Below are 22353 nucleotides of genomic sequence, written 5' to 3'. Positions count from 1 at the left end.
CGCCAGGAGGCCCAAGCGATGCCGGACGGTAAATGGCGGGTCACCGCCTCGCGCTACATCCACAAGGACCGCTGGATCAGCCTACGCGCCGACGACTGCGTGACCGACGAAGGCGCGGTGGTCGCGCCCTACTATGTTCTGGAGTATCGCGACTGGGTCGAGCTGATCGCTTTGGACGCCGACAACAATGTGCTGCTGGTTCGTCAGTATCGCCACGGCCTTGGCGACATCTCCACCGAACTGCCGGCCGGCGGCATGGACCCCGGCGAGACCGATCCGATCACGGCGGCGGCCCGGGAGCTGCTTGAGGAAACCGGCTTTACCGGAACCTTCAGTCTGGTCGGGGAGAGTCGTCCCAACGCCGGCACCCACAGCAATCGCACCCACATTGTGCTCGCCCGCGATGTGGTCCGCGTGGCCGAGCCCAAGGATGACCCGACAGAGCGCATCGAGACTCTCTGGGTCTCGACCGCCGAGGCCATCCGCATGGCCCTGGCCGGCGAACTCACTGTCGGTATGCAGACCAGCGCCCTGCTTCGGGGCCTCGCCGCCGCCGGGGTGGCGCGAATCGAGCCCGTCTAGGCCCTACTTCCGCACCCGCATCAGGCATTCCTGCGCCACCGAGGCCAGGAGCTTGCCGTCCTGGCTGAACATCTGGCCGCGCACGAGGCCCCGGCCCTGCGAGGCGCTGGGGCTGTCCTGGGCGAACAGGGTCCAGTCGTTGAAATTGAACGGATGGTGGAACCACATGGCGTGGTCCAGGCTGGCGGCCTGGATGCCGGGGGTGGTCCAGATCAGGCCGTGCGGCCGCAGGGCGCTTTCCATGAACGCCATGTCCGACGCATAGGCCAGGGCGGCCTGCTGCATCTTCACGTCGTCGCCCAGCGGCGCCTTGGCGCGCATCCAGACCTGCTTGGTGCCGGACTTCTTGACCGGCGCGATCGGGTTCTGCGGATCGATCCAGCGGATATCGACCGGCCGCGGGCGTTCGGCGATGGCCACCATCTTGGGGTGGATCTGGTCGCCGAGGCTGCGCAGGAAGTCCGCCTCGGTGGGCAGGCTTTCCGGATCCACCGAGGCGGGCATCTCCGACTGGTGCTCAAAGCCCTCTTCCGGCGTCTGGAACGAGGCGGCGAGGTTGAAGATCTGCTCGCCATGCTGGATGGCGGCGACGCGGCGCGTGGTGAAGGTGCCGCCGTCGCGGGCGCGTTCCACCTCGTAAAGCACGGGGGCTGTGACGTCGCCCGGGCGGATGAAGTAGGCGTGCAGCGAGTGACAGACCCGGTCGGGCACCGTCTTGTAGGCCGCAAGCAGGGCCTGGGCGATCACGAGGCCGCCAAAGATGCGCGGGAAGCCGTCGTTGGGGCTGACGCCCCGGAACAGGTTCACCTCGATCGGTTCGAGGTCGAGGATGTCGGCGAGGTTCTCGGTCGTCTGCATGGCGCACTGCGATAAGCCGCGTTTTGCGGCGCCGCAACCCGTCTCCTTGCGTCACGCGGCCGCGCTCCCCATCGTGAAGGCATGTCCGCACCGCCGCCGATCGTCCACCACCCCGCCTTTCGCGCCGAAATGCCGGCGGGCCATCGCTTTCCGATGGACAAGTTCTCGCGCCTGGCCGCCCTGCTGGAAGCGGAGGGTGTGGCGGGGCCTGATGGATTTGCGCGCCCCGAGCCGGTCGAGGTCGAGACGCTATGTCTGGCTCATTCCGAAGACTATGTGCGGGGTGTGATCGAGCTCTCTCTACCGCCCGACGTCGTGCGCCGGATCGGCATGCCCAACACCGAAAGCGTCGCGAACCGCGCCCGGGCGGCCACCGGCGGCACGCTGCTGGCGGCGCGTCTGGCGCTGGAGCACGGGGTCGCCTGCAACACCGCCGGCGGTAGCCATCATGCGGCGGCCGAGGCCGGGGCCGGCTTCTGCGTCTTCAATGACGTCGCGGTGGCGGCCCGGCGACTTCTGGCCGAAGGCGCGATCAGCAAGGCGCTGGTCGTTGATCTGGATGTGCATCAGGGCGACGGCACGGCGCGGATCTTCGAAGGCGATTCCAGCGTCTTCACCTTCTCGATGCATGCGGAGAAGAACTTCCCGCACCGCAAGGCGAGCGGCGATCTTGACGTCGAACTGCCGGATGGAACCGACGATCGCGCCTATCTCGAAAAGCTGGAGGCGATCCTGCCGGCGCTGCTGGTCAGCGTCCGGCCGGACATTGTCTTCTTCAACGCGGGGGTCGATCCGCATGCGGACGACAAGCTCGGGCGCCTGGCGCTGACCGATGAGGGTCTCGCGCGGCGGGAGGCCTATGTCCTGGGCGCTTGTCTTTCCTCGGAGATCCCCGTGGTCGGGGTCATCGGCGGCGGCTATGACGCGAACATCGATCGTCTGGCGGCGCGCCACGCCATCCTGCATCGGACGGCGAAAAGTCTTTATTCTTTATAGTCTTGGGCGATTTCCCGTCGCCATCTCCGTCGGGCCTGCTCCGGTTGGAGCGGCGCCCGACGAGAGGTACGCGGCGATCACTTACAGGCTCGAAGCGAGCGAACCGGCGATGACGACGAGCGGCAGAACCGCGAGGAAGAGCGTAGCGATACCGGCAACGGCGTTGGTCTTCATGGTCATGGTCTTGATCCCTTTTTTGTCTTCGGCCGCCCCGTTGGCGTCCGATGAGAGGGATATAGGTCCGCCCCATGGTTATTACACGTTACTCTTGCTTCATGACGCCGATTTAAGAAACGTTGACGCCCATAATCGGGGTTACAGAGGTGTAATGTGGTCGTTCATATTAGTTTCCTGAGAAACTTTTCCCTCTGAAACCGTTCCATTCGACCGCGCGGCCTTAATCCTCGCTGGGCGCGACCAGAAAGAGCCCGCGCAAGGTGGCGATCGGGGCGGATCGTGTCTCCTGCCAGGCCTCCACGTGCACATTGGCGATGCGACGGCCCAGCTTCTTGATGCTGGCGCGGGCGTAGGTGGTCTGCGGCCGGCCGGAGCGCAGGTACTCGATCGAGACGTCGATCGTGCGTGGCTGGCGCTTCATCGGCGCGGCCACGGAAAGCTGCGCCAGGGCCGTCATCTCCATGAAGGCGCCCAGGACGCCGCCGTGGATCGCGGGCAGCATCGGATTTCCGACGATGTGCTGCGCGAACGGCAGCACGGCGGTCATTTCATCCCCGGCCAGTTCGGCCTTGATCCCGAGAAAGCGGGCGTAGGGGATCGAGTCCAGAACCGAGACGAGGCGGGTGTCGGCGTCGCTCATTGGTCGACCCCTCCGGTCTTGGCGTGCTGTTGGCGCGAGGGTTTCAGATTGGCGCCGGCCTTCTTGCCCGCGCTGGAGTCGAGCATGAAGGTGGCCTGGCCCGTGGCGATCGGGTCTTCGGGATCGCGGTCGTACGCGACCGCGCGGACGAAGGCCACCGAGCGGGTCAGCTTGTAGCAATGGGCGCGCGCCAGAACGTCGAGGCCCGGCTCGGCGGCGCGCATGTAGTCGATGCGCAGGTCCAGGGTCGCGATCGAGGTCCAGGTCGCCATGGCGGCATGGACCGCCTGGCCGCTGGCATGGTCCAGCAGGGTGGTGACCACGCCGCCGGCGATGACGCCCGTCTCAGGATCGCCGATGATCTCAGGGCGATAGGGGACCTTCAGCAAGGCGACCGCGTCACCGATCTCCAGGGTGGTGAACCCCAGGGCCTTAGCCTGCGGGCTGCCCTCGTTCATCGCCGTGGCGATGAGTTTTGTCTGTTCGTGATCGCTCATGACGATAGGCTTAGCGCTTTAGGCGTTGTCATATCCAGACGTGATCAAGCCCGAAGACCTGCTCTGTCCCCGGCCGGCCGGACTCTACTGCCCTCCTGGGGACTTCTACATCGACCCGGTCCGACCTGTGAATCGGGCTGTGATCACCCATGGCCACGCCGATCACGCTCGCGCCGGCCATGGTGTGGTGGCCGCCACGCCCGAGACCCTGGCGATCATGGCGGTGCGCTATGGCGAGGACTTCGCGGGTCGGCGTGAAGCCGTCCCCTATGGCGAAAGCTTCACGCATGACGGTGTCTCCGTAACCCTGGTCCCTGCCGGCCACGTGCTGGGCTCGGCCCAGGCGGTGGTGCGCTGGAAGGGCCTGACGATGGTGGTCTCCGGCGACTACAAGCGCCGCCGCGATCCGACCTGCGCGCGCTTCGAGCCCGTGCCGTGCGATGTGTTCATCACCGAGGCCACCTTCGGCCTGCCGGTGTTCCGCCATCCGGACGATTCGGGGGAGATCCGCAGCCTGCTGTCGTCGGTCGCCCAGTTTCCGGAGCGCTGCCACCTCGTCGGAGCCTACGCCCTGGGCAAGGCCCAGCGGGTGATCCGCCTGCTGCGCGAAGCCGGCTGGGACAAGACGATCTACGTCCATGGCGCGCTGGAGCGCCTGAACGCGCTCTACGAGGCCCATGGCGTGGATCTGGGGCCTCTGGCGCCGGCCACGGTCTCGGGGCCAAAGGACGTCTTCGCCGGCCAGATCGTCATCGCCCCGCCCAGCGCCATCGCCGATCGCTGGTCGCGCCGTTTCCCCGATCCGGTCGATTGTTTCGCGTCCGGATGGATGCGGGTACGCGCCCGGGCGCGGCAGCGCGGCGTGGAGTTGCCGCTCATCCTGTCGGATCACGCGGACTGGGACGAACTGACAGGCACGCTCGACGAGCTCAGGCCCGGCGAGGTGTGGATCACCCATGGACGCGAGGAGGCTCTGGAGCGCTGGTGCCAGCTGGAAGGCATTCCGGCCCGCGCCCTGCGCCTGATGGGCTATGAGGACGAAGAGGGCGAATAGGGCGGGTTCGTGGGGACGATCCCGACGTAGCGCGCGCGAGGCCGGATCAGCTTTCCGGTCTGCAGCTGTTCGATCGCGTGGGCGCTCCACCCGGCGCTGCGCGCGGTGGCGAAGAGGATGAAGGGTGCGTCGGGCGGTAGGGCGAGGCCTCGCGCCAAGGCGACCAGGGCGAAGTCGATATTGGGCGCCAGGCCTGTGGCGGCCTGGGTGGCGCGCCAAAGCGCCGCCAGCGGCGGGGGCGGCGCGAACCTCGCCAGAAGCGCCGCGGCGCGCGGATCGCCGCCGGGATAGAGCGGATGGTCGAAGCCGGGCAGGCTGGCGCCCTGCTCAAGGCGCGAGGAGACGGCGCGGGCGGCGTCCCGTCGATCAGCTTCTTCGACAAGGGCCTCGACCCGCGCCGCCATGCCGCCGTGCAGAGGCCCGGACAGCGCCGACAGGCCCGCCAGACAGGCCGCCGAAAGTGATGCGCCGGTCGAGGCGGCCACGCGCGCCGCAAAGGTCGAGGCGTTCAGTTCATGGTCGGCCAGGAGAACCAGCGCACGCCGGACCAGGTCGGCGCCGTCGGCGGTCAGGCCCCAGGCCTGGGCGAAGCGCTGGTGCGCGGGGCCGTCGCCCGCCTGGCCGGTCGCGGCGTCGACGATCGCGTCCAAGAGGTCGGCGGCCTCCATGGCCAGGGCCAGCGGGGCGCGGCCTCGGGCGGGTGGCTCCCGCCCCGCGCGTTCAGCCAGGGTCAGGAACAGGCGCGACCGCGCGCTGTCCGTCGCGGGCGGCGGCGGCCGGCTTGACGCCTTCAGCGCTGCGCCGTGTCCGCCCCGCAGCAGGCGGGCGACGTTCTCGAGCGTCAGGCCCTGCTCCGCCAGGCGCGCCGCGTCCTCGCCGCGATACCAGAGCTTGCCGCCGCTCACGGTCGTGATGGCCGAGGGCAGAACCGGCTCACCCCAGGCGATCGCCTCGGCGGCGACGTCCGCGACCCGTCGGCCCCGCGCTTTCTTGCGCGCCAGGGCCGCGACGTCGGAGGCGCGATAGAGGCTGCGGCGGGGGTCGTTGGGGTGCGCCGCTGCTTCGATCCGCCCGCGACTGACATAGGCGTAGAGCGTCTGCGGCCGGATCCCCAGCCGCTCCAGAACCTGCTCTGCGTCCATCCAGTCGGTCATATAGATTGATTATATTGATCAAGATTGACGATCAAGCGGGCGGGGCGCTGTTTCGGGACCGAAAGGAGACCGCTTATGTCCGATGGTCTTGAGGGCGTCATCGCCGCCCAAACCGTTCTTTCCGATGTCGACGGCGCGCATGGACGCCTGGTGATCCGTGGTTACGCGGTGGAGGATCTGGCGGGCCGCACGCGCTTCGAGGACGCCGCGCACCTGTTGCTCGACGGCTTTTTCGACGACGCGCCCAGCGATCTGGCGTCGGCGCTGGGCGAGGCGCGCGCCTATGTGTTCGCCGAGGTCGGGGCGCTGGACGAAGCCCTGGCGCGACGCGATCCGGTCGAAGCCATGCGCGCGCTGCTGGCGCGGATTCCCGACGGCGACAACCTGAAGACGGCCATGATGCTGATCGCCGCGCCGGCGGTCTTCACGCCCGCCGTGCTGCGCGTCGCGGCCGGACAGGCGCCGATCTCGCCGGACCCGGCGCTGTCGCACGCCGCCGACATCCTGCGGATGGCCCGGGGCGTCTCGGCCACCGACGCCGAAGCCGCCGCGCTGGACGCCTATCTGGTCACGGTCTGCGACCATGGGCTGAACGCCTCGACCTTCGCCGCCCGGGTGGTGGCCTCGACCCGCGCAGGTCTCACCTCGGCGGTTCTGGCCGGGCTGTCGGCGCTGAAGGGCCCGCTGCACGGCGGCGCGCCGGGACCGGTCATCGATATGCTGGACGCGATCGGGACGCCTGAGAACGCCCGGCCCTGGCTCGAACGCGCCCTGGCGCGCGGCGACCGGCTGATGGGGTTCGGGCACCGGATCTATCGCGTCCGCGACCCTCGCGCCGACGCCCTGAAGGCTGCGGTTCGCCGATTGTCGAGCGCTTCGGGCGGTCTGCCGGGCCGGCTCGCCTTCGCCGAGGCCGTGGAGCGCGCAGCGCTCGAGATCCTGCGCGCGCACAAGCCCGATCGTCCGCTCGACACCAATGTCGAGTTCTACACCGCCCTGCTGCTCGAGGCCCTGGGCCTGCCGCCGTCCAGCTTCACCTGCGTTTTCGCCATGGGGCGCGTCGCCGGGTGGCTGGCCCATGCCCGTGAGCAGTTGGCGGGCGGCCGGCTGATCCGGCCCCAATCGGTCTATGTCGGACCCGAGGTCCGCGTCGCGGCTTAGTTTTCGGCGTCGTGTGCGGTAGAGAGAGGCCATGTCGCTCTCCGCCGCCTCACCCGAGATCCGGGCCGCCACCCAGCGCGTGGCGATGCTGTCGGTCGCCACCGCCGCCCTTCTGATCGTGGTCAAGGCGATCGCCTGGCAGGCCAGCGGCTCGGTGGCCATCCTGGCGTCGCTGTCGGACTCGGCCCTGGACCTGGTGGCGTCGCTTATCACCGTCTATGCGGTGCGCTACGCGGCCGAGCCGCCGGACGCCGAGCACCGGTTCGGCCACGGCAAGGCCGAGGCCTTTTCCAGCCTGATGCAGGGCGGACTGGTCTTCGCTTCGGGCGCCCTGGTGGGGCGAGAGGCGATCCATGCCTGGCTGCACCCGCAACCCGTGGAGCATGGCTTGGCCGGCGTGACGGTCATGGCGATCTCGATTGTCCTGACCTTCGCCCTGATCACCGCCCAGACGCGGGTCGTGAAGGCCAGTGGCTCGATCGCGATCTCGGGCGACCGCGCCCACTACGCGGCCGATCTGGCTTCGAACGCCGTCGCCCTGGTGGGCGTGGGCGCGGCGGCCTGGCTTGGCCTGCCGTGGGTGGACGCGGCGGCGGGCCTGATCGTGGCGCTCTGGCTGATCTGGGGCGCCGTCGGGGTCTTCCGCGAAGCGTCGCATCAGCTGATGGACCGCGAACTGCCGGACGAGGATCGTCAGAAGATCATCGCCCTGGTCACCGCCGATCCCAACGTGCTGGGCGTCCACCAGCTGCGCACGCGCGCCTCGGGCCCCTATATCCACATCCAGATGCACGCGGATCTGGCCGGCGACATCTCGCTGGCCAAGGCCCATGCGATCATCGTGGCGGCCGAGAACCGGGTCTTGGCGGCCTTCCCCGCCGCGGACCTGATCATCCACGGCGATCCGCGCGGCCTGGCCGAAAAACACGGCGGCCTGTTCTCAGAGGCCGAACACGACTGACGACGCTTGCCCAAGCCGCCCGGACGGGGGCAAAAGCGCGGCGAGACCTTCGAAGGACCTTCATGGACGACACCCTCGCCCACCTGCCCCGCGCGTTCGCCGGCAAGACCGTGCTGGTGCTTGGCGACGTGATGCTGGACCGCTTCATCTACGGCGCGGTCGACCGCATCTCGCCCGAGGCCCCGGTGCCGGTGATCGCGGTCGAGAAGGAAACCGCCATGCTGGGCGGCGCGGGCAATGTGGCGCGCAATGTCGCGGCGCTGGGGGCCAAGGCCGTGCTGATCGGCCTTGTCGGCCAGGACGACGCCGGGACGGCTCTGCGGGGGATGATCGACGCCGAGGCGGGCCTTGAGGCCGAGCTGGTGGCGGACGCCGCACGCCGCACGACCGAGAAGGTCCGCTACATCTCCGGCTCGCACCAGATGCTGCGGGTCGACCGTGAGGACCGAGGCCCGGGCGATGGCGCGGCCCTGTTGGCGGCGTTCGCGGCCAGGCTGGCCTCTGCGGATGTCGTGGTGCTGTCCGACTACGCCAAGGGGGTCCTGACGCCCGAGGTGATCCGGGGCGCGATCGACGCCGCCAAGGCCGCCGGCAAGCCGGTGATCGTCGATCCCAAGAGCCGCGACTTCGCGCGTTATGACGGCGCGACCCTGATCAAGCCGAACCGCAAGGAGGCCGCCGAGGCCACCGGGATCGTCGAGAACAGCGATGCGGCCTCGGAAGACGCCGGCGCGGCGATCCTGGCCATGGCCCCGGGCCTGCAGGCCGCCCTGATCACCCGCGGCGGCGCGGGCATGACCCTGGCGGTGCGGAACCAGGCGCCGATCCACCTGCCGGCGACGGCGATCGAGGTGTTCGACGTGTCGGGCGCCGGCGACACCGTCGCGGCGACCCTGGCCCTGGCGGTCGCCGCCGGCGCCGGCCTGGCGCAGGCCGCTCAGCTGGCCAATCTGGCGGGCGGGCTGGTGGTGGCCAAGCTGGGCACCGACGTCGTCACCGCCGCCGAGCTGACGGCGTGCGCGAGCTCGGCCCAGGGCGAGCCGGGCGAGATCAAGATCGCTGATCGCGGGCAGGCTCAACGGATCGTCGAGGGCTGGCGTGCGCGGGGCCTGAAGGTCGGCTTCACCAACGGCTGCTTTGACCTGCTGCATCCGGGCCATGTCTCGTTGCTGTCCCAGGCCAAGGCGGCCTGCGATCGGCTGATCGTCGGCCTCAACACCGACGCTTCGGTCTCCAAGCTCAAGGGCCCGACCCGTCCGGTTCAGAAGGAGCAGGGCCGCGCCACCGTGCTGGCCTCGCTGTCGTCGGTGGATCTAGTCGTGCTGTTCGACGAGGATACGCCGCTGGAGCTGATCAAGGCCTTCAGGCCCGATGTCCTGGTCAAGGGCGCGGACTATACCGTCGAGACAGTGGTGGGGTCCGACATCGTGCTGGGCTACGGCGGCAAGGTCTTGCTGGCGGAGCTTAAGCAGGGCCAGAGCACGACGAACCTCATCGCCCGGATGAACAGCTGAGCGATACGGGCCAAAACGCCCCGCAAAAGCCTGGATTTCCTGGCTAAACGCTGTTCAGCAATCTGTTGTTAAGCAAAACGGCGCATCGCTCTTTCGATGCAGCCTGATTGCGCCTGGGCATGAGCGTCGAACGTACTCTTCACCATTTCCCTCTCGACCCCGCCTCGCGACAGGTGCGTCTGGCGCTGGGCGAGAAGCGCCTGCCGTTTGTCGAGATGCAGGTCCGCTACTGGGAGATGCCGCCCGAGTTCACCAGCCTGAACCCGTCCGGCATGCCGCCGGTGCTGGTCGAGACCAAGCATCAGCGCAACCTGGTGATCTGCGAGACCCGCGCGATCCTCGAGCATATCGAGGAGACCGAAACCGAACCGCCGCTCTTGGGCCGCGATCCGGCCGAGCGCGCCGAGGCCCGCCGGCTGCTTCAGTGGTTCGACCGCAAGTTCGACAACGAGGTCAACGGCTTCCTGCTGCACGAGAAGATGGAAAAGCGCCTGCTGCGGATGGGCGCGCCCGACCTTGCGGCGCTGCGCCAGGGACGCGAGGCCCTGCGCATGCACCTGGGCTATATCGAAAGCCTGCTGCAGACGCGCGACTGGCTGGCGGGTCGTCGCATGAGCCTGGCCGATTTCGCCGCCGCCGCGCACCTGTCGGTGATCGACTACTTCGGCGACGTGCCGTGGAAGGACTTCCAGGCGGCCAAGACGTGGTACATGAAGCTCAAGTCGAGGCCGTGCTTCAGGCCGATCCTGGCCGACCGCTGGCCCGGCCTCGCGCCGGCCGCGCACTATGACGACCTCGATTTCTGAGCTGACGCCAGACCGCATCAAGGACGAGATCCGCGCCGAGGCCCTGAAGCTCGGCTTCTCGGCCTGTGGCTTCGCCAGCGCTACGGACGCCTGGCCCAACGGCGACTGGCTGCGTGAGTTTGTCCAGGCCGAGCGTCACGGCGCGATGGGCTGGATGGAGGAGACGCTGGAGCGCCGCTCGCATCCGACCGCCATGTGGACCGACGCCAAGTCGGCGGTGGTGCTGGGCGTCAACTACGGCCCCGACATCGATCCGCTCGAACAGCTCGCCGATCCGGCGCGCGCGGCGATTTCGGTCTACGCCCAGGGCGACGACTATCACGACGTGATCAAGAAGCGCCTGAAGGTGCTGGCGGGCTGGATGCACCGCCGGTTCGGCCAGGACGTGAAGGTCTTCGTCGACACCGCGCCACTCCTGGAAAAGCCCCTGGCCCAGCGCGCGGGTCTGGGCTGGCAGGGCAAGCATACGAACCTTGTCTCACGCCAGTTCGGCTCGTGGCTGTTTCTGGGCAGCGTGCTGACCACGCTTGATCTGCCTGCGGACGAGGCCGAGGTTGATCACTGCGGCTCGTGCCGGGCATGCCTCGACGTCTGCCCAACCAACGCCTTTCCCGCGCCGCGGCAACTGGATGCGCGGCGCTGCATCTCGTACCTGACGATCGAGCTATCGGGACCGATCCCTGCTGAGTTTCGCGAAGCGCTCGGCAATCGGATCTATGGCTGCGACGACTGCCTGGCGGTGTGTCCGTGGAACAAGTTCGCCAGTCTGTCGAACGAGGCCAAGCTCGTCGCACGCGAGGCGTTGCGTCAGCCGTCCCTGGCCGAGCTGGCGGCGCTGGACGATGCGGCCTTCCGGGCGCTGTTCTCGAAGAACCCGATCAAGCGGATCGGCCGCGACCGCTTCGTGCGCAACGTGCTCTACGCGATCGGCAATAGCGGCGATGCAGGCCTGATGGCCGTGGTCGAGCCTTTGCTCGACGATCCTGCGCCCGTGGTTCGCGGCGCGGCGGTATGGGCCGCGCGTCGCCTGCTCGGAGACGACGCAGCAGCCCTGAAACGCGGCGAGGACGACGCGAGCGTCCTCGCCGAGTGGTCTTAAGCCTTCAGCGCCGCCTCGACCGCCGCGCGGGCGGCGGCGCCCAGGTCGGCGCGCTTCAAGGCCAGGGCCACATTGGCCCGCAACAGGCCGATCTTGTCGCCGCAGTCATGGGTGACGCCTTCATAGACATAGGCGTGGAAGGCCTGATCCTGCATCAGCTTGGCCATCGAATCGGTCAGCTGGATCTCGTTGCCGGCGCCCTTCTCCTGGGCGGCCAGCAGGGCGAAGATCTCGGGCTGCAGGATATAGCGGCCGGCGATCGCCCAGTTGGACGGCGCCGTGCCCTTCGCGGGCTTCTCGACCATGCCGGTCATGGTCGCCATGCGGCCATCAACCTTGCCGGGCGCGACGACGCCGTACTTGTGGGTCTCGCTTTCCGGCACTTCCTCGACGCCGATGACATTGCCGCCGCCGACCTTGTTGTAGAGGTCGATCAGTTGGCCAAGGCAGGCGCGCTCGGCGTCGACGATGACGTCCGGCAGCATGACCGCGAAGGGCTCGTCGCCGATGATGTCGCGGGCGCACCAGACGGCGTGGCCCAGGCCCAGGGGGGCCATCTGGCGCACGAAGCTCATCTCGCCGGGCTTGGGGAGTTCGGCGCGCAGTTGTTCCAGGATCTCGGTCTTGCCCTTGGCTTCCAGCTGCGCCTCAAGCTCGATCTGATGATCGAAATAGTCCTCGATCGCGCCCTTCGAGCGGCCGGTGACGAAGACGAAGTGTTCGATGCCGGCCTTGCGACCTTCCTCGACAATGTAGGAAAGAATTGGCCGATCGACGACGTTCAGCAGTTCCTTTGGCGTGGTCTTGGTGCCCGGCAGGACACGGGTGCCGAGACCGGCGACCGGAAGAACAGCTTTGCGAACGGGTTTCATGGACATCTCGTCTGCGGACATGGATTGCTGTTTCTAGGCGCCAAGTCGCAGGAGCGCCACCACTGTTCCGTGAAATTCGCGTCGCTTAAGCCCTTAGGGACGTCGAGGCGTGGAATTCTAGGCAGGGCGTGTTAGCTGGACGGCGTATTTTGATCGAGGTTCCCATGCATCGCCGCGCCCTGCTCGTCACCCTCGCCGCCGCCGGACTGGCCCTTTCGGCCTGCGGACCCAGCAAGAAGGCGCAGGAGAACCTGGCGGCCGCCGACGCCTTCATGGCCAAGAACGCCAAGGAGCCGGGCGTCGTCACCCTGCCGCAGGGTCTGCAGTACAAGGTCGTGCGCGAAGGCCCGAACGGCGGCATGCACCCGAACAGGGCTGACGAGGTCAAGGTCCACTACGAGGGCAAGCTGATCGACGGCACGGTGTTCGATTCCAGCTACGAGCGCGGCGTGCCCGCGGTGTTTCCGCTGGACGGGCTGGTGCCGGCCTGGGTCATCGCCCTGCAGCGCATGAAGGCGGGCGACGAGTGGATCCTCTATGTGCCGCCGGCTCTGGGCTATGGCGCCCAGGACAAGGGGCCGATCCCGGGCAACAGCGTGATGATCTTCCGGATCGAACTGCTCGACGTGAACCGGATCGGGCCGGGCAAGCCGAAGGCGTAGGGTGGAGCGCCCCCTCCGTCTCGCTGCGTATTCGCAGCGATCCACCTCCCCCCGTTGTACGAGGGAGGATGATAGCCCTCCTCCCCTGCGAAGCGGGGGAGGTGGCCCAAAGGGCCGGAGGGGGCGCTAAGCCTCAGACGGCGCGGGGCGGGTAGCCGCTCTCGCGCAGGGCCTCCATGACCTCCTGGGTGTGCTGGGCGTCGCGGGTCTCGATGGTGATGTCGAACTCCGCGCCCTTGGCAGGTACGTCCAGAGCGAGGCGGTTGTGGTTCACCTCGATGATGTTGGCGCCCATGGTCCCGATCACAGAGGCGACGGTCGACAGCAGGCCTGGGCGGTCGTCGCCGATGATCCGCAAGCTGACCAGGCGCTGGGCGCGCACCAGCTCGCGGGTCAGGACCGAGGCCAGCAGGCGGGTGTCGATATTGCCGCCGCACAGGATCAGGCCGCACTTCTTGCCGCGGAAGCGTTCCGGATAGGCCAGCAGGGCGGCCAGCGAGGCCGCGCCGGCGCCCTCGGCGATGGTCTTCTCGACATTGCAATAGAGCGAGACGGCCTGCTCCAGATAGGGCTCTTCCAGCAGCAGAACGTCGTCCAGCAACGGGCGTACGACACCATAGGTCAGCTCGCCGACCTGCTTGACCGCGACCCCTTCGGCGATGGTCTGGCCGCCGCAGTGGGCGGCGACACCGCGCATCTTGGCGGTGAAGGACGGATACATCGCCGGCTCGCAGCCGATGATGCGGATATCCGGCTTCAGCGCCTTGGCCGCCGTGGCCACGCCGCTGATCAGGCCGCCGCCGCCGATCGGCACGGGCAGGACCTCAAGATCGGGCGCGTCTTCCAGCATTTCCAGGGCGATCGTGCCCTGGCCGGCCATGATGTCGTAGTCGTCGAACGGGTGGACGAAGGTCAGGCCCTGCTCGTCACGCAGCTTGCGGGCGTGGGCGTTGGCGTCGTCATAGGTCTCGCCCTCGATGACCACGGTCGCGCCGAAGTCGCGGGTGTGCTGCACCTTCACGAAGGGCGTGGTCTTGGGCATGACGATGGTAACCGGCACGCCGAGGCGTGCGCCGTGATAGGCCAGACCCTGCGCGTGGTTGCCGGCGCTGGCGGCGATGACGCCGCGCCGCTTCTCGGTCTCCGAGAGGAGCATCAGCTTGTTGAGCGCGCCGCGCTCCTTGTAGGCGGCGGTGAACTGCAGGTTCTCGAACTTCACCCACACCTCGGCGCCGGTGATCTTCGAGAGGGTCTTGGAGTGGCGGCACGGCGTGCGCTCGATCTGGCCTTGGAGACGGCCGGCGGCGGCCTGGATGGCGGCGAGGTCGAGGGTCATGTCGTTCACTTCTGTCGCGGCGAAAAAGCGCCGTGGCGGGGCCTCTAGCACGCCAGGGCGTTCCGTTCACGTCTCTTAGGGGGCTTCACGCAGCAGCTTTTCTATCGCCGACCAGGCTTCCGGCTCGGTCAGCATGGGCGCGTGGCCGACGCCGGGGACCTGCGCATAGGACATTTCGGGTGCGACGGCGCGCATGCGCTCGGCGATCTCGATATCGATCAGGTCCGAGATTTCGCCGCGCACCAGCAGCAGCGGCCGGTTCTTCGCCAGGGCCCGGAACAGCGGGTACATGTCGGGCGGCGCCAGCGTCTGACCGCCTTCGGCCTGGGTCTTGGCCGCGGCCTGCACGGCGGCCTTGATCGGGGCGGAGATGTCCGGATCATAGGCCAGCACGAAGCCGTCGCCCTCCTGGTCGAACAGGCGGCGGGCGAAGGCGTCCCAGTCCTGCGCCCCGTAGCCGGGGAAGGCCGCCTCATTGATCGCCTTGGCGTAGGCGACGGCCGCGTCCCAGGTCGCAAAGCGGCTGGCCAGGCCCGTGTAGCCGGCGATGCGGGCGAGACCCACAGGCGACAGTTCGGGGCCGACGTCATTGAGCACCGCCCCGGCGATGGCTTCGGGCTGCAGCGAGGTCAGCACCATGGTGATCAAGCCGCCCATGCTGGTGCCGACAAATACCGCCCGCTCGATCCCCGCCGCCTCCAGCAGAGCGACGAGATCGGCCGCATAGGTTCCGGGGTGATAGTTCATCGGCTGTGGGTCGCGGGCCGACAGGCCCCGGCCCCGAACGTCCACCGCCAGCACGCGCCGTCCCTTGGCGGCGATCCGGGGGGAGAGGTCCTCGAAGTCCCTGGCGTTGCGCGTCAGGCCATGGATGCAGATCACCGGCAGCCCGCGCGCCTCGCCGACCGGCGCATAGTCGCGCGCATGCAGCGTGAGGCCGTCGTGGGCGGTCCAGAAGAAGTCGGTGAAGGCGGTCATTTCAATCCTCTCCCTAGGGGAGAGGTGTCGCCGAAAGGCGACGGAGAGGGAAGTGGCAGGCCTTCCAGAACTTCCCCCCCACCGTCCGCTTTGCGGACACCTCCCCCGCTAGGGGGAGGGTTTCAGTACTCGAACGGCGAGTCGATCTCGTCCAGCAAGGGCGCGGCGTTGTCGCGATCATTGGCGGTGATCTCGGCGATGGGGATCGGCCAGTCGATCCCGATGGCCGGATCGCTCCAGCGCACGCCACCTTCGGCCTGGGGCGCGTAGTAGTCGGTGACCTTGTAGAGCACCTCGCAGGCGTCGGTGAGAGTCACGTAGCCGTGGGCGAAGCCCTTGGGCACTAGCAGTTGCTGCCGATTCTCCGCCGACAGCTCGGCCCCGACCCATTGGCCATAGGTCGGCGAGCCTTTGCGGATGTCGACCGCCACGTCGAAGATCGCGCCCACCACGCAGCGCAGCAGCTTGTCCTGGGCGTGCGGCGGTTTCTGATAGTGCAGGCCGCGCTGGATGCCGCTCGTCGTCGAGCGCACGTGGTTGTCCTGGACGAAGACCGACGTGAACCCCGCCTCCTCCAGCGCCGACTGGCGGAAGGTCTCGGAAAACCAGCCGCGCTCATCGCCATGGCGCGCGGGCGTGATAAGCAGCACTTCGGGGATCGCCAGCGGCGTGATCTTCATGACGCGATACTTCGTTCTGGAACCTGTTGACCACCGATGCCGCCTGAAACGACCGAACACAAGACCGGCCCGGCGGTAACCGTCGTCATCGTCTCCTATCAGAGCGGGCCGACGCTGGAGCCATGCCTGGCCAGGCTCGCGGCCCAGACCTTTCGCGACTTCGAGACGATCCTGATCGACAACGCCTCGAGCGACGGCGCGCCCCAGGCCGCCGCCAAGGCCCATCCGTGGGTCGACTTCGTCGAGGCGGGCGCCAATCTCGGCTTCGCCGCCGGCAACAACCTGGCCGCCCGACGCGCCAAGGGCCGGTGGCTGGTGCTGCTCAATCCCGACGCCTATGCCGAACCCGACTGGCTGGGGGAGCTGATGGCGGGCGCCGCGCGCCATCCGACCGTGAAGAGCTTCGCCTCCCTCCAGCTCTCCGCCGACCGGCCTGGCTTGCTGGACGGCGCGGGGGACAACGTCACCAGCGCGGGCATACCGTTCCGAGGCGGGTATGGCCGCAAGCTCCCGCCGGTCCTACCCGAGGGCGAGGTGTTCTCGGCCTGCGGCGCGGCGATGCTGATCGACCGGGAGCTTTTCCTGAGCGTGGGCGGCTTTGACGAGCGCTACTTCTGCTACTGCGAGGACGTCGATCTCGGCTACCGCCTGCGGCTCTATGGTGAGCCGACCCTGCTCTTGCCCAAGGCCAAGATCGCCCATGTCGGCTCGGCCAGCACCGGGGTTCGGTCGGACTTCTCGATCTTCCACGGCTCGCGCAACCGGGTGTGGACCTTCCTGAAGAACACGCCCGGTTGGCTGTTGCCGGTGACGCTACCGCTGCACGTGGCGGTGACGGCCGGTCTTCTGCTGCTGCACTGGCGGCGGGGCGATGTCGCGCCGGCGATCCGGGGAATCCGCGCGGCGCTGAAGCGCGAGGATCTGGATCAGGTGATGGCCGATCGTCGGGCGATCCAGGCCAGGCGTAAGGCTTCGCCGTCCGCGATCCTGCGGGTGATGTCGCTTGATCCGGCGGCGTTCGTCGGCCGGCGATTTGTGATCAGGAAATGGAGAGGTGGCTAACTTTCCGCGTCATCCCGCGCTTTATGCGCGGGACCCATTTGTCCGCCACAAGTGCGGAGGAGAATAAAGCTCTCACGTGGAAGCTGAGCCATGGGTCCCGCGAACAAGTCGCGGGATGACGGCTATTGAGTTGAAAGATCCTCGATCAACCGACGCATGAAGGCCGCGCCGCGCTGCATTTGGCTGATCTCGACATACTCATTGGGCTGGTGGGCCTGGTCGATCGAGCCGGGACCACAAATGACCGTCGAGAAGCCTGCGCCCTGGAACTGTCCGGCTTCGGCCGCGTAGGGCACGACGCGCGCGGGGCCATTGTCGCCGGCCAGTTTGCGGGCGAAGGCCTCGGCGACGCCGTCCTCTTCGGGCGCGAAGGCGGGGGTCAGCGAGCGGCGCTCGACCTTCACGCCGCCCTCGGGGGCCTTGGCCTTGATCTCGGCGTCCAGGGCCGACGCCATGGCGAAGAAGTCCGACAGGATCGCGACAGGATCCATGCCGGCGGGCGTGCGCAGGTCGAAGATGAACACGCACTCGCGCGCCAGGATATTGACCGCCGTTCCGCCGTTCACCTGGCCGATGGTGAGGGTCGCGCCCTTGGGCGTGAACGGCGAGTTGGGATCGGCCTCGCGCTCGAGTTTTTCGGAGAGACCGACCAGCATGGCCATCAGCTTGATCGCCATCATGTTCGCCGAGACCCCCAGATGGGTCAGGCTGGAGTGGGCCTCGCGGCCGGTGACGGTGACCTTGAAGCTGGCGATGCCCTTGTGGGCGCGAACCGCCACCATGTCGGTCGGCTCGCCCACCACCACCAAGGCGGGGCGGGGAACCTCGCGGGCTATCACGGCGATCATGTCGGGCGCGCCCAGGCACCCGACCTCTTCATCATACGAGAACGCCAGGTGGACGGGCTTGCGCAGGTCGGCCTTGGCCAGATCCGGCGCGGCGGCCAGCGCCAGGGCCAGGAAGCCCTTCATGTCGCAGGTTCCGCGCCCATACAGCCGGCCGTCGCGCTCGGTCAGCGTCCAGGGATCGGTGGACCAGGGCTGGCCGTCGACCGGGACCACGTCGGTATGGCCCGAGAGCACGACCCCGCCCTCGACCGCCGGGCCGATCATCGCCATCAGGTTCGATTTCGTCCCCTCCGCGTTCGGCACGCGCCGGGTCGGGACGTTCAGTTCGGCCAGATACCGCTCGACCCATTCGATCAGCGCGAGGTTCGAGCGGCGCGAGGTGGTGTCGAACGCCACCAGCTTGGCCAGGATGTCGATGGCGCGGGCGGACAGGGCTTCGGAGGAGGCGACCATAGCCCGAGCCTAGACCCATTTGCACGGGATCGACCACCCCGGCGTCCCTCAGGGCCGGGCGTCGCAAGGACATGCCCTAGTGGCGATCAGACCGCCCGCTGTTGGGTGATTTCGTGCTCGCCCGCCAGGATGAAGCGCTTTTCTTTGCGCGCCGGCTTCTCTAGAGGGAGCGGACCATGATCCTGACCCTCTCCTGTCCTGACCAGCGCGGCATCGTCGCCAAGGTCTCCGCCTTCCTGTTCGAGCGCGGCTGCAACATTCTCGACGCGCAGCAGTTCGATGACCAGGAGACCGGTCAGTTCTTCATGCGCGTGGTCTTCGACGCCGACGGCGCGGATCGCGAGGCGCTTCGCGTCGATTTTGGCGACCTCGCCGAAGGCTTCAAGATGAAGTGGACGCTGCGCAACCGCGCCGACCGCTACCGGGTGCTGCTCTTGGCCAGCAAGTTCGACCACTGCCTGGCCGATCTCGTCTATCGCTGGCGGATCGGCGAGCTGCCGATGGACATCACCGGCGTGGTCTCCAACCACCCGGCCGAAACCTACGCCCACGTCGATCTGTCGGGTCTGTCCTTCCACCACCTGCCGGTGACCAAGGAGACCAAGTTCGAGCAGGAAGCCGAGCTCTGGAAGCTGATCCAGGAGACGAACACCGACATCGTCGTGCTCGCCCGCTACATGCAGGTGCTGTCCGACGGCCTGTCGGCCAAGCTGCAGGGCCGCTGCATCAACATCCACCACTCGTTCCTGCCGGGCTTCAAGGGCGCCAAGCCCTACCATCAGGCCCATGCGCGCGGCGTGAAGCTGATCGGCGCCTCGGCGCACTATGTGACCGGCGACCTCGATGAAGGTCCGATCATCGAGCAGGACGTCGAGCGCATCAGCCATCGCGACACGCCCGAGGACCTGGTCCGCAAGGGCCGCGACATCGAGCGCCGCGTCCTGGCCCGGGCCCTGCGTTACCGCCTGGAAGACCGGGTGCTGCTCAACGGCCGCAAGACTGTGGTGTTCACCGATTAGGCGGCTGGAGTTGCGCGTACACTAAAAACTGGATACGGGGCTTGCTCTTCCAAGGGCAAGAGCCGTCCAGCGCATGTCGCAGCAAAATCTCCGCGTGATGGTGACCGGCGGGTCGGGCTTCATCGGCTCGGCCGTGTGCCGTCATCTGGCCGGCCAGAACAATGTCGCGATCCTCAACTACGACAAGCTGACCTACGCCGCCTCGCAGGCCAGCCTGGCCATGCTGGAGGGCAAGGCCGACTATCAGTTCGTGCAGGGCGACGTCGCCGACGTGGCGAGGGTTTGCGCCACCATCAAGGCGTTCCGCCCCGACGTCGTGATGCATCTGGCCGCCGAGAGCCACGTCGATCGCTCGATCACCGGTCCCGGCGACTTCATCCAGACCAACATCGTCGGCACCTATGTGATGCTGCAGGCCGCTCTGGAGCACTGGCAGGGCCTGACCGGCGAGGACAAGGACCGGTTCCGCTTCCACCACATCTCGACCGACGAGGTGTTCGGCAGCCTGGGCGCCGAGGGCCTGTTCAGCGAGACCACGCCCTATGATCCGCGCTCGCCCTATTCGGCGTCGAAGGCCTCGTCGGACCACCTGGCGCGGGCCTGGCAGCACACCTATGGCCTGCCGGTCGTGGTCTCCAACTGCTCGAACAACTACGGGCCCTATCACTTCCCCGAGAAGCTGATCCCGCTGGTCACGCTGAACGCGCTGGAGGGCAAGCCGCTGCCGGTCTACGGCAAGGGCGACAATGTCCGCGACTGGCTGCATGTCGAGGATCACGCCCGCGCGCTGCATCTGATCGCGACGAAGGGCGTGCCCGGCGAGAGCTACAATGTCGGCGGCCGCAATGAGCGGACCAACCTTCAGGTGGTCGAGGCGATCTGCGACATTCTCGATGAGCTGCGTCCGATCCTTGGTCAGAGCCGCCGCGACCTGATCACCTTCGTCGCCGACCGGCCGGGTCATGACGCCCGTTACGCCATCGACGCCACCAAGCTGGAGAGCGAGCTCGGTTGGAGGGCGCAGGAGACGTTCGACACGGGCCTGCGCAAGACCATCCAGTGGTACCTCGACAACGAAGCCTGGTGGGCGCCGCTGCGCGAACGCTATGCGGGCCAGCGCCTGGGTCTGTCGAAGCAGGCCTAAGTCCACGTCGCACTGGAAAAGCGCCGCGCGCTCGGCGACAGTCCAACGTTGTCATAACAGCGTTGCGGGAGGGCCGCGTGTCCAGGAAGTTCGTTTTCGCCGCCGTCGCGGCGTTGCTGCTTTGCGCGCAGGCCGCGCCCACGATCGCCGCGCCCGCTCGCGCCGCCGAGGCCTCAGCGTCCGTCAAGCTCGACAAGGCCAGGATCAATGTGGCGCTGAAAGCCATGGTCGACAGCGGTCGCGCTGTGGGGGTCTCGGCGCTGGTCTGGCAAGGCGGTCAGGAGCGCTATTTCGGCGTCGCCGGGATGGCCGACCGCGAGGCGGGCAAGCCCATGGGCCGCGACACCCTGGTTCAGATCTTCTCGATGACCAAGCCGGTGACGGGCGTGGCCCTCATGCAGCTTTGGGAGCGGGGCCAGTTCGGTCTGGACGATCCGCTGTCGCGCTACCTGCCGGAGTTCGCCGACATGAAGGTGTCGGACGGTCAGGGCGGCGTGCGGCCGGCGGCCCGGCCGATCCTGGTTCGTGACATCCTGCGCCATACGGCGGGCTTTTCGTACGGCTGGGGTGACGGCCCCGCCGATGCGGCGTTCCGCGCGGCGGATCCGCTGAACCTGAACAACGACCTCGCCGAATTCGGCCGCCGTCTGGCGACCGCGCCCCTGCTGTACGATCCCGGCGAGCAGTGGAACTACAGCGCCGCCGTCGATGTTCAGGCGCTGCTGGTGGAAAGGCTGTCCGGCCAGCCGTTCGAGACCTACGTCAAGGCCAGCATCCTTGAGCCGCTGGGCATGAAGACGACCGCCTGGACCCAGCCCGAGGCCGCCTTCGCCGGATTGGCCGCGACCTATCAGAGGGGCGCGGACGGCAAGCTGGCGCGTCAGGACGATGTCGTCACTCGGCGGATGAATTTCGACCCCAGTCGTCGCCTGACCATGGGCGGGGCGGGGCTGGTGGCCTCAATCGACGACTATGCGCGCTTCTCGCGCATGCTGCTGGGCGAGGGCGCGCTGGACGGCGTGCGGATTCTGAAGCCCTCGACCGTGCGATTGATGGCCTCGGATCATCTCGACCCCCGGGTGACGGCGCGCAGCTGGCTGCCGGGCAAGGGGGCGGTCGGCTTCGGCTTCGACGTCGCGGTTCGCCAGCGCCAGCCCCAGACCCCGGACGAAAATCGCGGCGCGGTGGGCGAATACTTCTGGGACGGCATGGCCAGCACGGTGTTCTGGGTCGATCCAGCCAATCAGCTGACGGCGGTGCTGTTCGTACAGACCCTGCCCTTCGACGGAACCTTGCATCGCGACTTCCGCGCGGCGGTCTATGGCCCCCACTATCTGGGGCCGAAGGGCGACTAGGGCCTGGGCTGAGCGGCGAGGGCGGCGGTCTTGGCCGCGCAGCCCCGCAGGGTCTCGCCGTCGATCCAGACCTCGGCGGCGTAGCCGTAGCGCCGGTCCGACATCCCGTCCGTGCATTCGCCCGGCGTGAGACGCAGCACCAGCCGTCGCTCGCCCGCCGTGCCGTCCCAGACCCCTTGTTCGCCGTCGGCGCGGACGCCCGGATTGGCGGTGGTCACGTCGGGATGGTCCGGGCGCGTCAGGGTGAAGCTGGCGGCCCGGACCTTCACGGCCCAGAACGGCTCGGTGCCGATCGCGTCGAAATCGCCGGAGTAGTCGGGGCCGACCGTGATCGGCGCGTCGGCCGGCGGCGGGGCGTCTTCGGACGATCCCATCGGCGCCCCGCAGGCGGCGAGCATCAGGGCGGCGGTGATCAGCAGGGCGTGACGCATGTCTCTGGCTATCC

24 protein-coding genes and 1 pseudogene are annotated in these 22353 nt (G+C 68.0%); 13 read left to right on the top strand and 12 right to left on the bottom strand.

What is annotated here, in order from left to right; genetic code table 11:
- The first annotated feature begins 18 nt into the window (after window positions 1-18).
- Window positions 19-582 (top strand): NUDIX hydrolase, encoded by a 564-nt coding sequence (locus tag OVA11_RS02335; protein ID WP_268065855.1) that lies wholly within the window; start codon window positions 19-21, stop codon window positions 580-582.
- 3 nt (window positions 583-585) lie between these two features.
- Here OVA11_RS02335 and OVA11_RS02330 read toward each other — a convergent pair whose 3' ends face one another.
- Window positions 586-1440 carry an acyl-CoA thioesterase gene (locus OVA11_RS02330; RefSeq protein WP_268065854.1) on the bottom strand — a complete coding sequence of 285 codons (855 nt, stop codon included), beginning with the start codon at window positions 1438-1440 and terminating at the stop codon, window positions 586-588.
- Between the two features lie 81 nt (window positions 1441-1521).
- Here OVA11_RS02330 and OVA11_RS02325 point away from each other — a divergent pair, with 81 nt between their 5' ends.
- Window positions 1522-2436, top strand: coding sequence for a histone deacetylase family protein (locus OVA11_RS02325; RefSeq protein WP_268065853.1), 915 nt, complete (start codon window positions 1522-1524; stop codon window positions 2434-2436).
- An 81-nt stretch (window positions 2437-2517) separates the two neighbouring features.
- Here OVA11_RS02325 and OVA11_RS02320 read toward each other — a convergent pair whose 3' ends face one another.
- The 3 genes from OVA11_RS02320 to OVA11_RS02310 form a co-directional block, all read right to left on the bottom strand.
- A complete protein-coding gene (locus tag OVA11_RS02320; RefSeq protein ID WP_268065852.1) occupies window positions 2518-2616 on the bottom strand; it encodes a hypothetical protein in 99 nt (32 codons plus the stop codon).
- 217 nt (window positions 2617-2833) lie between these two features.
- On the bottom strand, window positions 2834-3253 hold the full coding sequence (locus OVA11_RS02315; RefSeq protein WP_268065851.1) for a PaaI family thioesterase: 420 nt from the start codon (window positions 3251-3253) through the stop codon (window positions 2834-2836).
- Window positions 3250-3750: a PaaI family thioesterase gene (locus tag OVA11_RS02310; RefSeq protein ID WP_268065850.1), complete on the bottom strand. Its 501-nt coding sequence runs from the start codon at window positions 3748-3750 to the stop codon at window positions 3250-3252. Before OVA11_RS02310 ends, OVA11_RS02315 begins: the two co-directional genes overlap by 4 nt.
- A gap of 25 nt (window positions 3751-3775) precedes the next feature.
- Here OVA11_RS02310 and OVA11_RS02305 point away from each other — a divergent pair, with 25 nt between their 5' ends.
- The gene (locus OVA11_RS02305) at window positions 3776-4804 is read left to right on the top strand and encodes a ligase-associated DNA damage response exonuclease (RefSeq protein ID WP_268065849.1); all 1029 of its coding nucleotides are present in this window, start codon (window positions 3776-3778) and stop codon (window positions 4802-4804) included.
- On the opposite strand, the gene OVA11_RS02300 is transcribed toward OVA11_RS02305, so the two are convergent.
- Complete coding sequence (locus OVA11_RS02300) at window positions 4780-5958, bottom strand: citrate synthase family protein (protein WP_268065848.1); 1179 nt, start codon at window positions 5956-5958, stop codon at window positions 4780-4782. The genes OVA11_RS02305 and OVA11_RS02300 overlap by 25 nt on opposite strands.
- Window positions 5959-6033: 75 nt before the next feature.
- Here OVA11_RS02300 and OVA11_RS02295 point away from each other — a divergent pair, with 75 nt between their 5' ends.
- From OVA11_RS02295 to queG, 5 genes are all read left to right on the top strand, one after another.
- Window positions 6034-7119: a citrate synthase/methylcitrate synthase gene (locus OVA11_RS02295; protein ID WP_268065847.1), complete on the top strand. Its 1086-nt coding sequence runs from the start codon at window positions 6034-6036 to the stop codon at window positions 7117-7119.
- Window positions 7120-7150: 31 nt separating this feature from the next.
- Window positions 7151-8080 carry a cation diffusion facilitator family transporter gene (locus tag OVA11_RS02290; RefSeq protein ID WP_268065846.1) on the top strand — a complete coding sequence of 310 codons (930 nt, stop codon included), beginning with the start codon at window positions 7151-7153 and terminating at the stop codon, window positions 8078-8080.
- A 62-nt stretch (window positions 8081-8142) separates the two neighbouring features.
- Window positions 8143-9594, top strand: coding sequence for a D-glycero-beta-D-manno-heptose-7-phosphate kinase (gene rfaE1, locus OVA11_RS02285; protein WP_268065845.1), 1452 nt, complete (start codon window positions 8143-8145; stop codon window positions 9592-9594).
- A gap of 119 nt (window positions 9595-9713) precedes the next feature.
- Window positions 9714-10400, top strand: coding sequence for an FtsZ-binding protein FzlA (fzlA, locus tag OVA11_RS02280; RefSeq protein ID WP_010921466.1), 687 nt, complete (start codon window positions 9714-9716; stop codon window positions 10398-10400).
- Window positions 10381-11499, top strand: a complete 1119-nt coding sequence (queG, locus tag OVA11_RS02275; RefSeq protein WP_268065844.1) for a tRNA epoxyqueuosine(34) reductase QueG — start codon at window positions 10381-10383, stop codon at window positions 11497-11499. Before fzlA ends, queG begins: the two co-directional genes overlap by 20 nt.
- Here queG and galU read toward each other — a convergent pair.
- Window positions 11496-12392: a UTP--glucose-1-phosphate uridylyltransferase GalU gene (gene galU / locus OVA11_RS02270; RefSeq protein WP_268065843.1), complete on the bottom strand. Its 897-nt coding sequence runs from the start codon at window positions 12390-12392 to the stop codon at window positions 11496-11498. The genes queG and galU overlap by 4 nt on opposite strands.
- A gap of 128 nt (window positions 12393-12520) precedes the next feature.
- On the opposite strand from galU, the gene OVA11_RS02265 reads away from it, so the two are divergent.
- On the top strand, window positions 12521-13033 hold the full coding sequence (locus OVA11_RS02265; RefSeq protein ID WP_268065842.1) for an FKBP-type peptidyl-prolyl cis-trans isomerase: 513 nt from the start codon (window positions 12521-12523) through the stop codon (window positions 13031-13033).
- Between the two features lie 133 nt (window positions 13034-13166).
- Here the strand turns inward: OVA11_RS02265 and OVA11_RS02260 are convergent, their stop codons facing one another.
- The 3 genes from OVA11_RS02260 to rfbC all read right to left on the bottom strand — a co-directional run bounded on the left by OVA11_RS02260 (window position 13167) and on the right by rfbC (window position 16027).
- Window positions 13167-14369, bottom strand: a complete 1203-nt coding sequence (locus OVA11_RS02260) for a threonine ammonia-lyase (RefSeq protein WP_268065841.1) — start codon at window positions 14367-14369, stop codon at window positions 13167-13169.
- A gap of 75 nt (window positions 14370-14444) precedes the next feature.
- On the bottom strand, window positions 14445-15347 hold the full coding sequence (locus OVA11_RS02255; RefSeq protein WP_268065840.1) for an alpha/beta fold hydrolase: 903 nt from the start codon (window positions 15345-15347) through the stop codon (window positions 14445-14447).
- Window positions 15348-15469: 122 nt separating this feature from the next.
- Entirely contained in the window at window positions 15470-16027 is a 558-nt protein-coding gene (gene rfbC / locus OVA11_RS02250) for a dTDP-4-dehydrorhamnose 3,5-epimerase (RefSeq protein WP_268065839.1), read from the bottom strand.
- A gap of 36 nt (window positions 16028-16063) precedes the next feature.
- On the opposite strand from rfbC, the gene OVA11_RS02245 reads away from it, so the two are divergent.
- Window positions 16064-17089 (top strand): glycosyltransferase family 2 protein, encoded by a 1026-nt coding sequence (locus OVA11_RS02245; RefSeq protein ID WP_268065838.1) that lies wholly within the window; start codon window positions 16064-16066, stop codon window positions 17087-17089.
- 8 nt (window positions 17090-17097) lie between these two features.
- Here OVA11_RS02245 and OVA11_RS02240 read toward each other — a convergent pair.
- A pseudogene (locus OVA11_RS02240) lies at window positions 17098-17181 on the bottom strand (hypothetical protein); the annotation flags it as partial.
- A gap of 30 nt (window positions 17182-17211) precedes the next feature.
- Window positions 17212-18390: an acetylornithine deacetylase gene (argE, locus tag OVA11_RS02235; RefSeq protein WP_268065837.1), complete on the bottom strand. Its 1179-nt coding sequence runs from the start codon at window positions 18388-18390 to the stop codon at window positions 17212-17214.
- A gap of 176 nt (window positions 18391-18566) precedes the next feature.
- Here argE and purU point away from each other — a divergent pair, with 176 nt between their 5' ends.
- The 3 genes from purU (at window position 18567) to OVA11_RS02220 (ending at window position 21908) form a co-directional block, all read left to right on the top strand.
- On the top strand, window positions 18567-19409 hold the full coding sequence (gene purU / locus OVA11_RS02230; RefSeq protein ID WP_268065836.1) for a formyltetrahydrofolate deformylase: 843 nt from the start codon (window positions 18567-18569) through the stop codon (window positions 19407-19409).
- A 73-nt stretch (window positions 19410-19482) separates the two neighbouring features.
- Entirely contained in the window at window positions 19483-20553 is a 1071-nt protein-coding gene (gene rfbB, locus OVA11_RS02225; RefSeq protein ID WP_268065835.1) for a dTDP-glucose 4,6-dehydratase, read from the top strand.
- Window positions 20554-20630: 77 nt separating this feature from the next.
- On the top strand, window positions 20631-21908 hold the full coding sequence (locus OVA11_RS02220) for a serine hydrolase domain-containing protein (RefSeq protein WP_268065834.1): 1278 nt from the start codon (window positions 20631-20633) through the stop codon (window positions 21906-21908).
- Here the strand turns inward: OVA11_RS02220 and OVA11_RS02215 are convergent.
- The gene (locus tag OVA11_RS02215) at window positions 21905-22339 is read right to left on the bottom strand and encodes a COG3650 family protein (RefSeq protein WP_268065833.1); all 435 of its coding nucleotides are present in this window, start codon (window positions 22337-22339) and stop codon (window positions 21905-21907) included. The genes OVA11_RS02220 and OVA11_RS02215 overlap by 4 nt on opposite strands.
- Window positions 22340-22353: the final 14 nt, after the last annotated feature.

This window comes from Caulobacter sp. SL161, assembly GCF_026672375.1.
Taxonomy (GTDB): domain Bacteria; phylum Pseudomonadota; class Alphaproteobacteria; order Caulobacterales; family Caulobacteraceae; genus Caulobacter.
The sequence above is the reverse complement of the archived record's forward strand: the minus strand, read 5'-3'. Positions and strand labels throughout refer to the sequence as shown.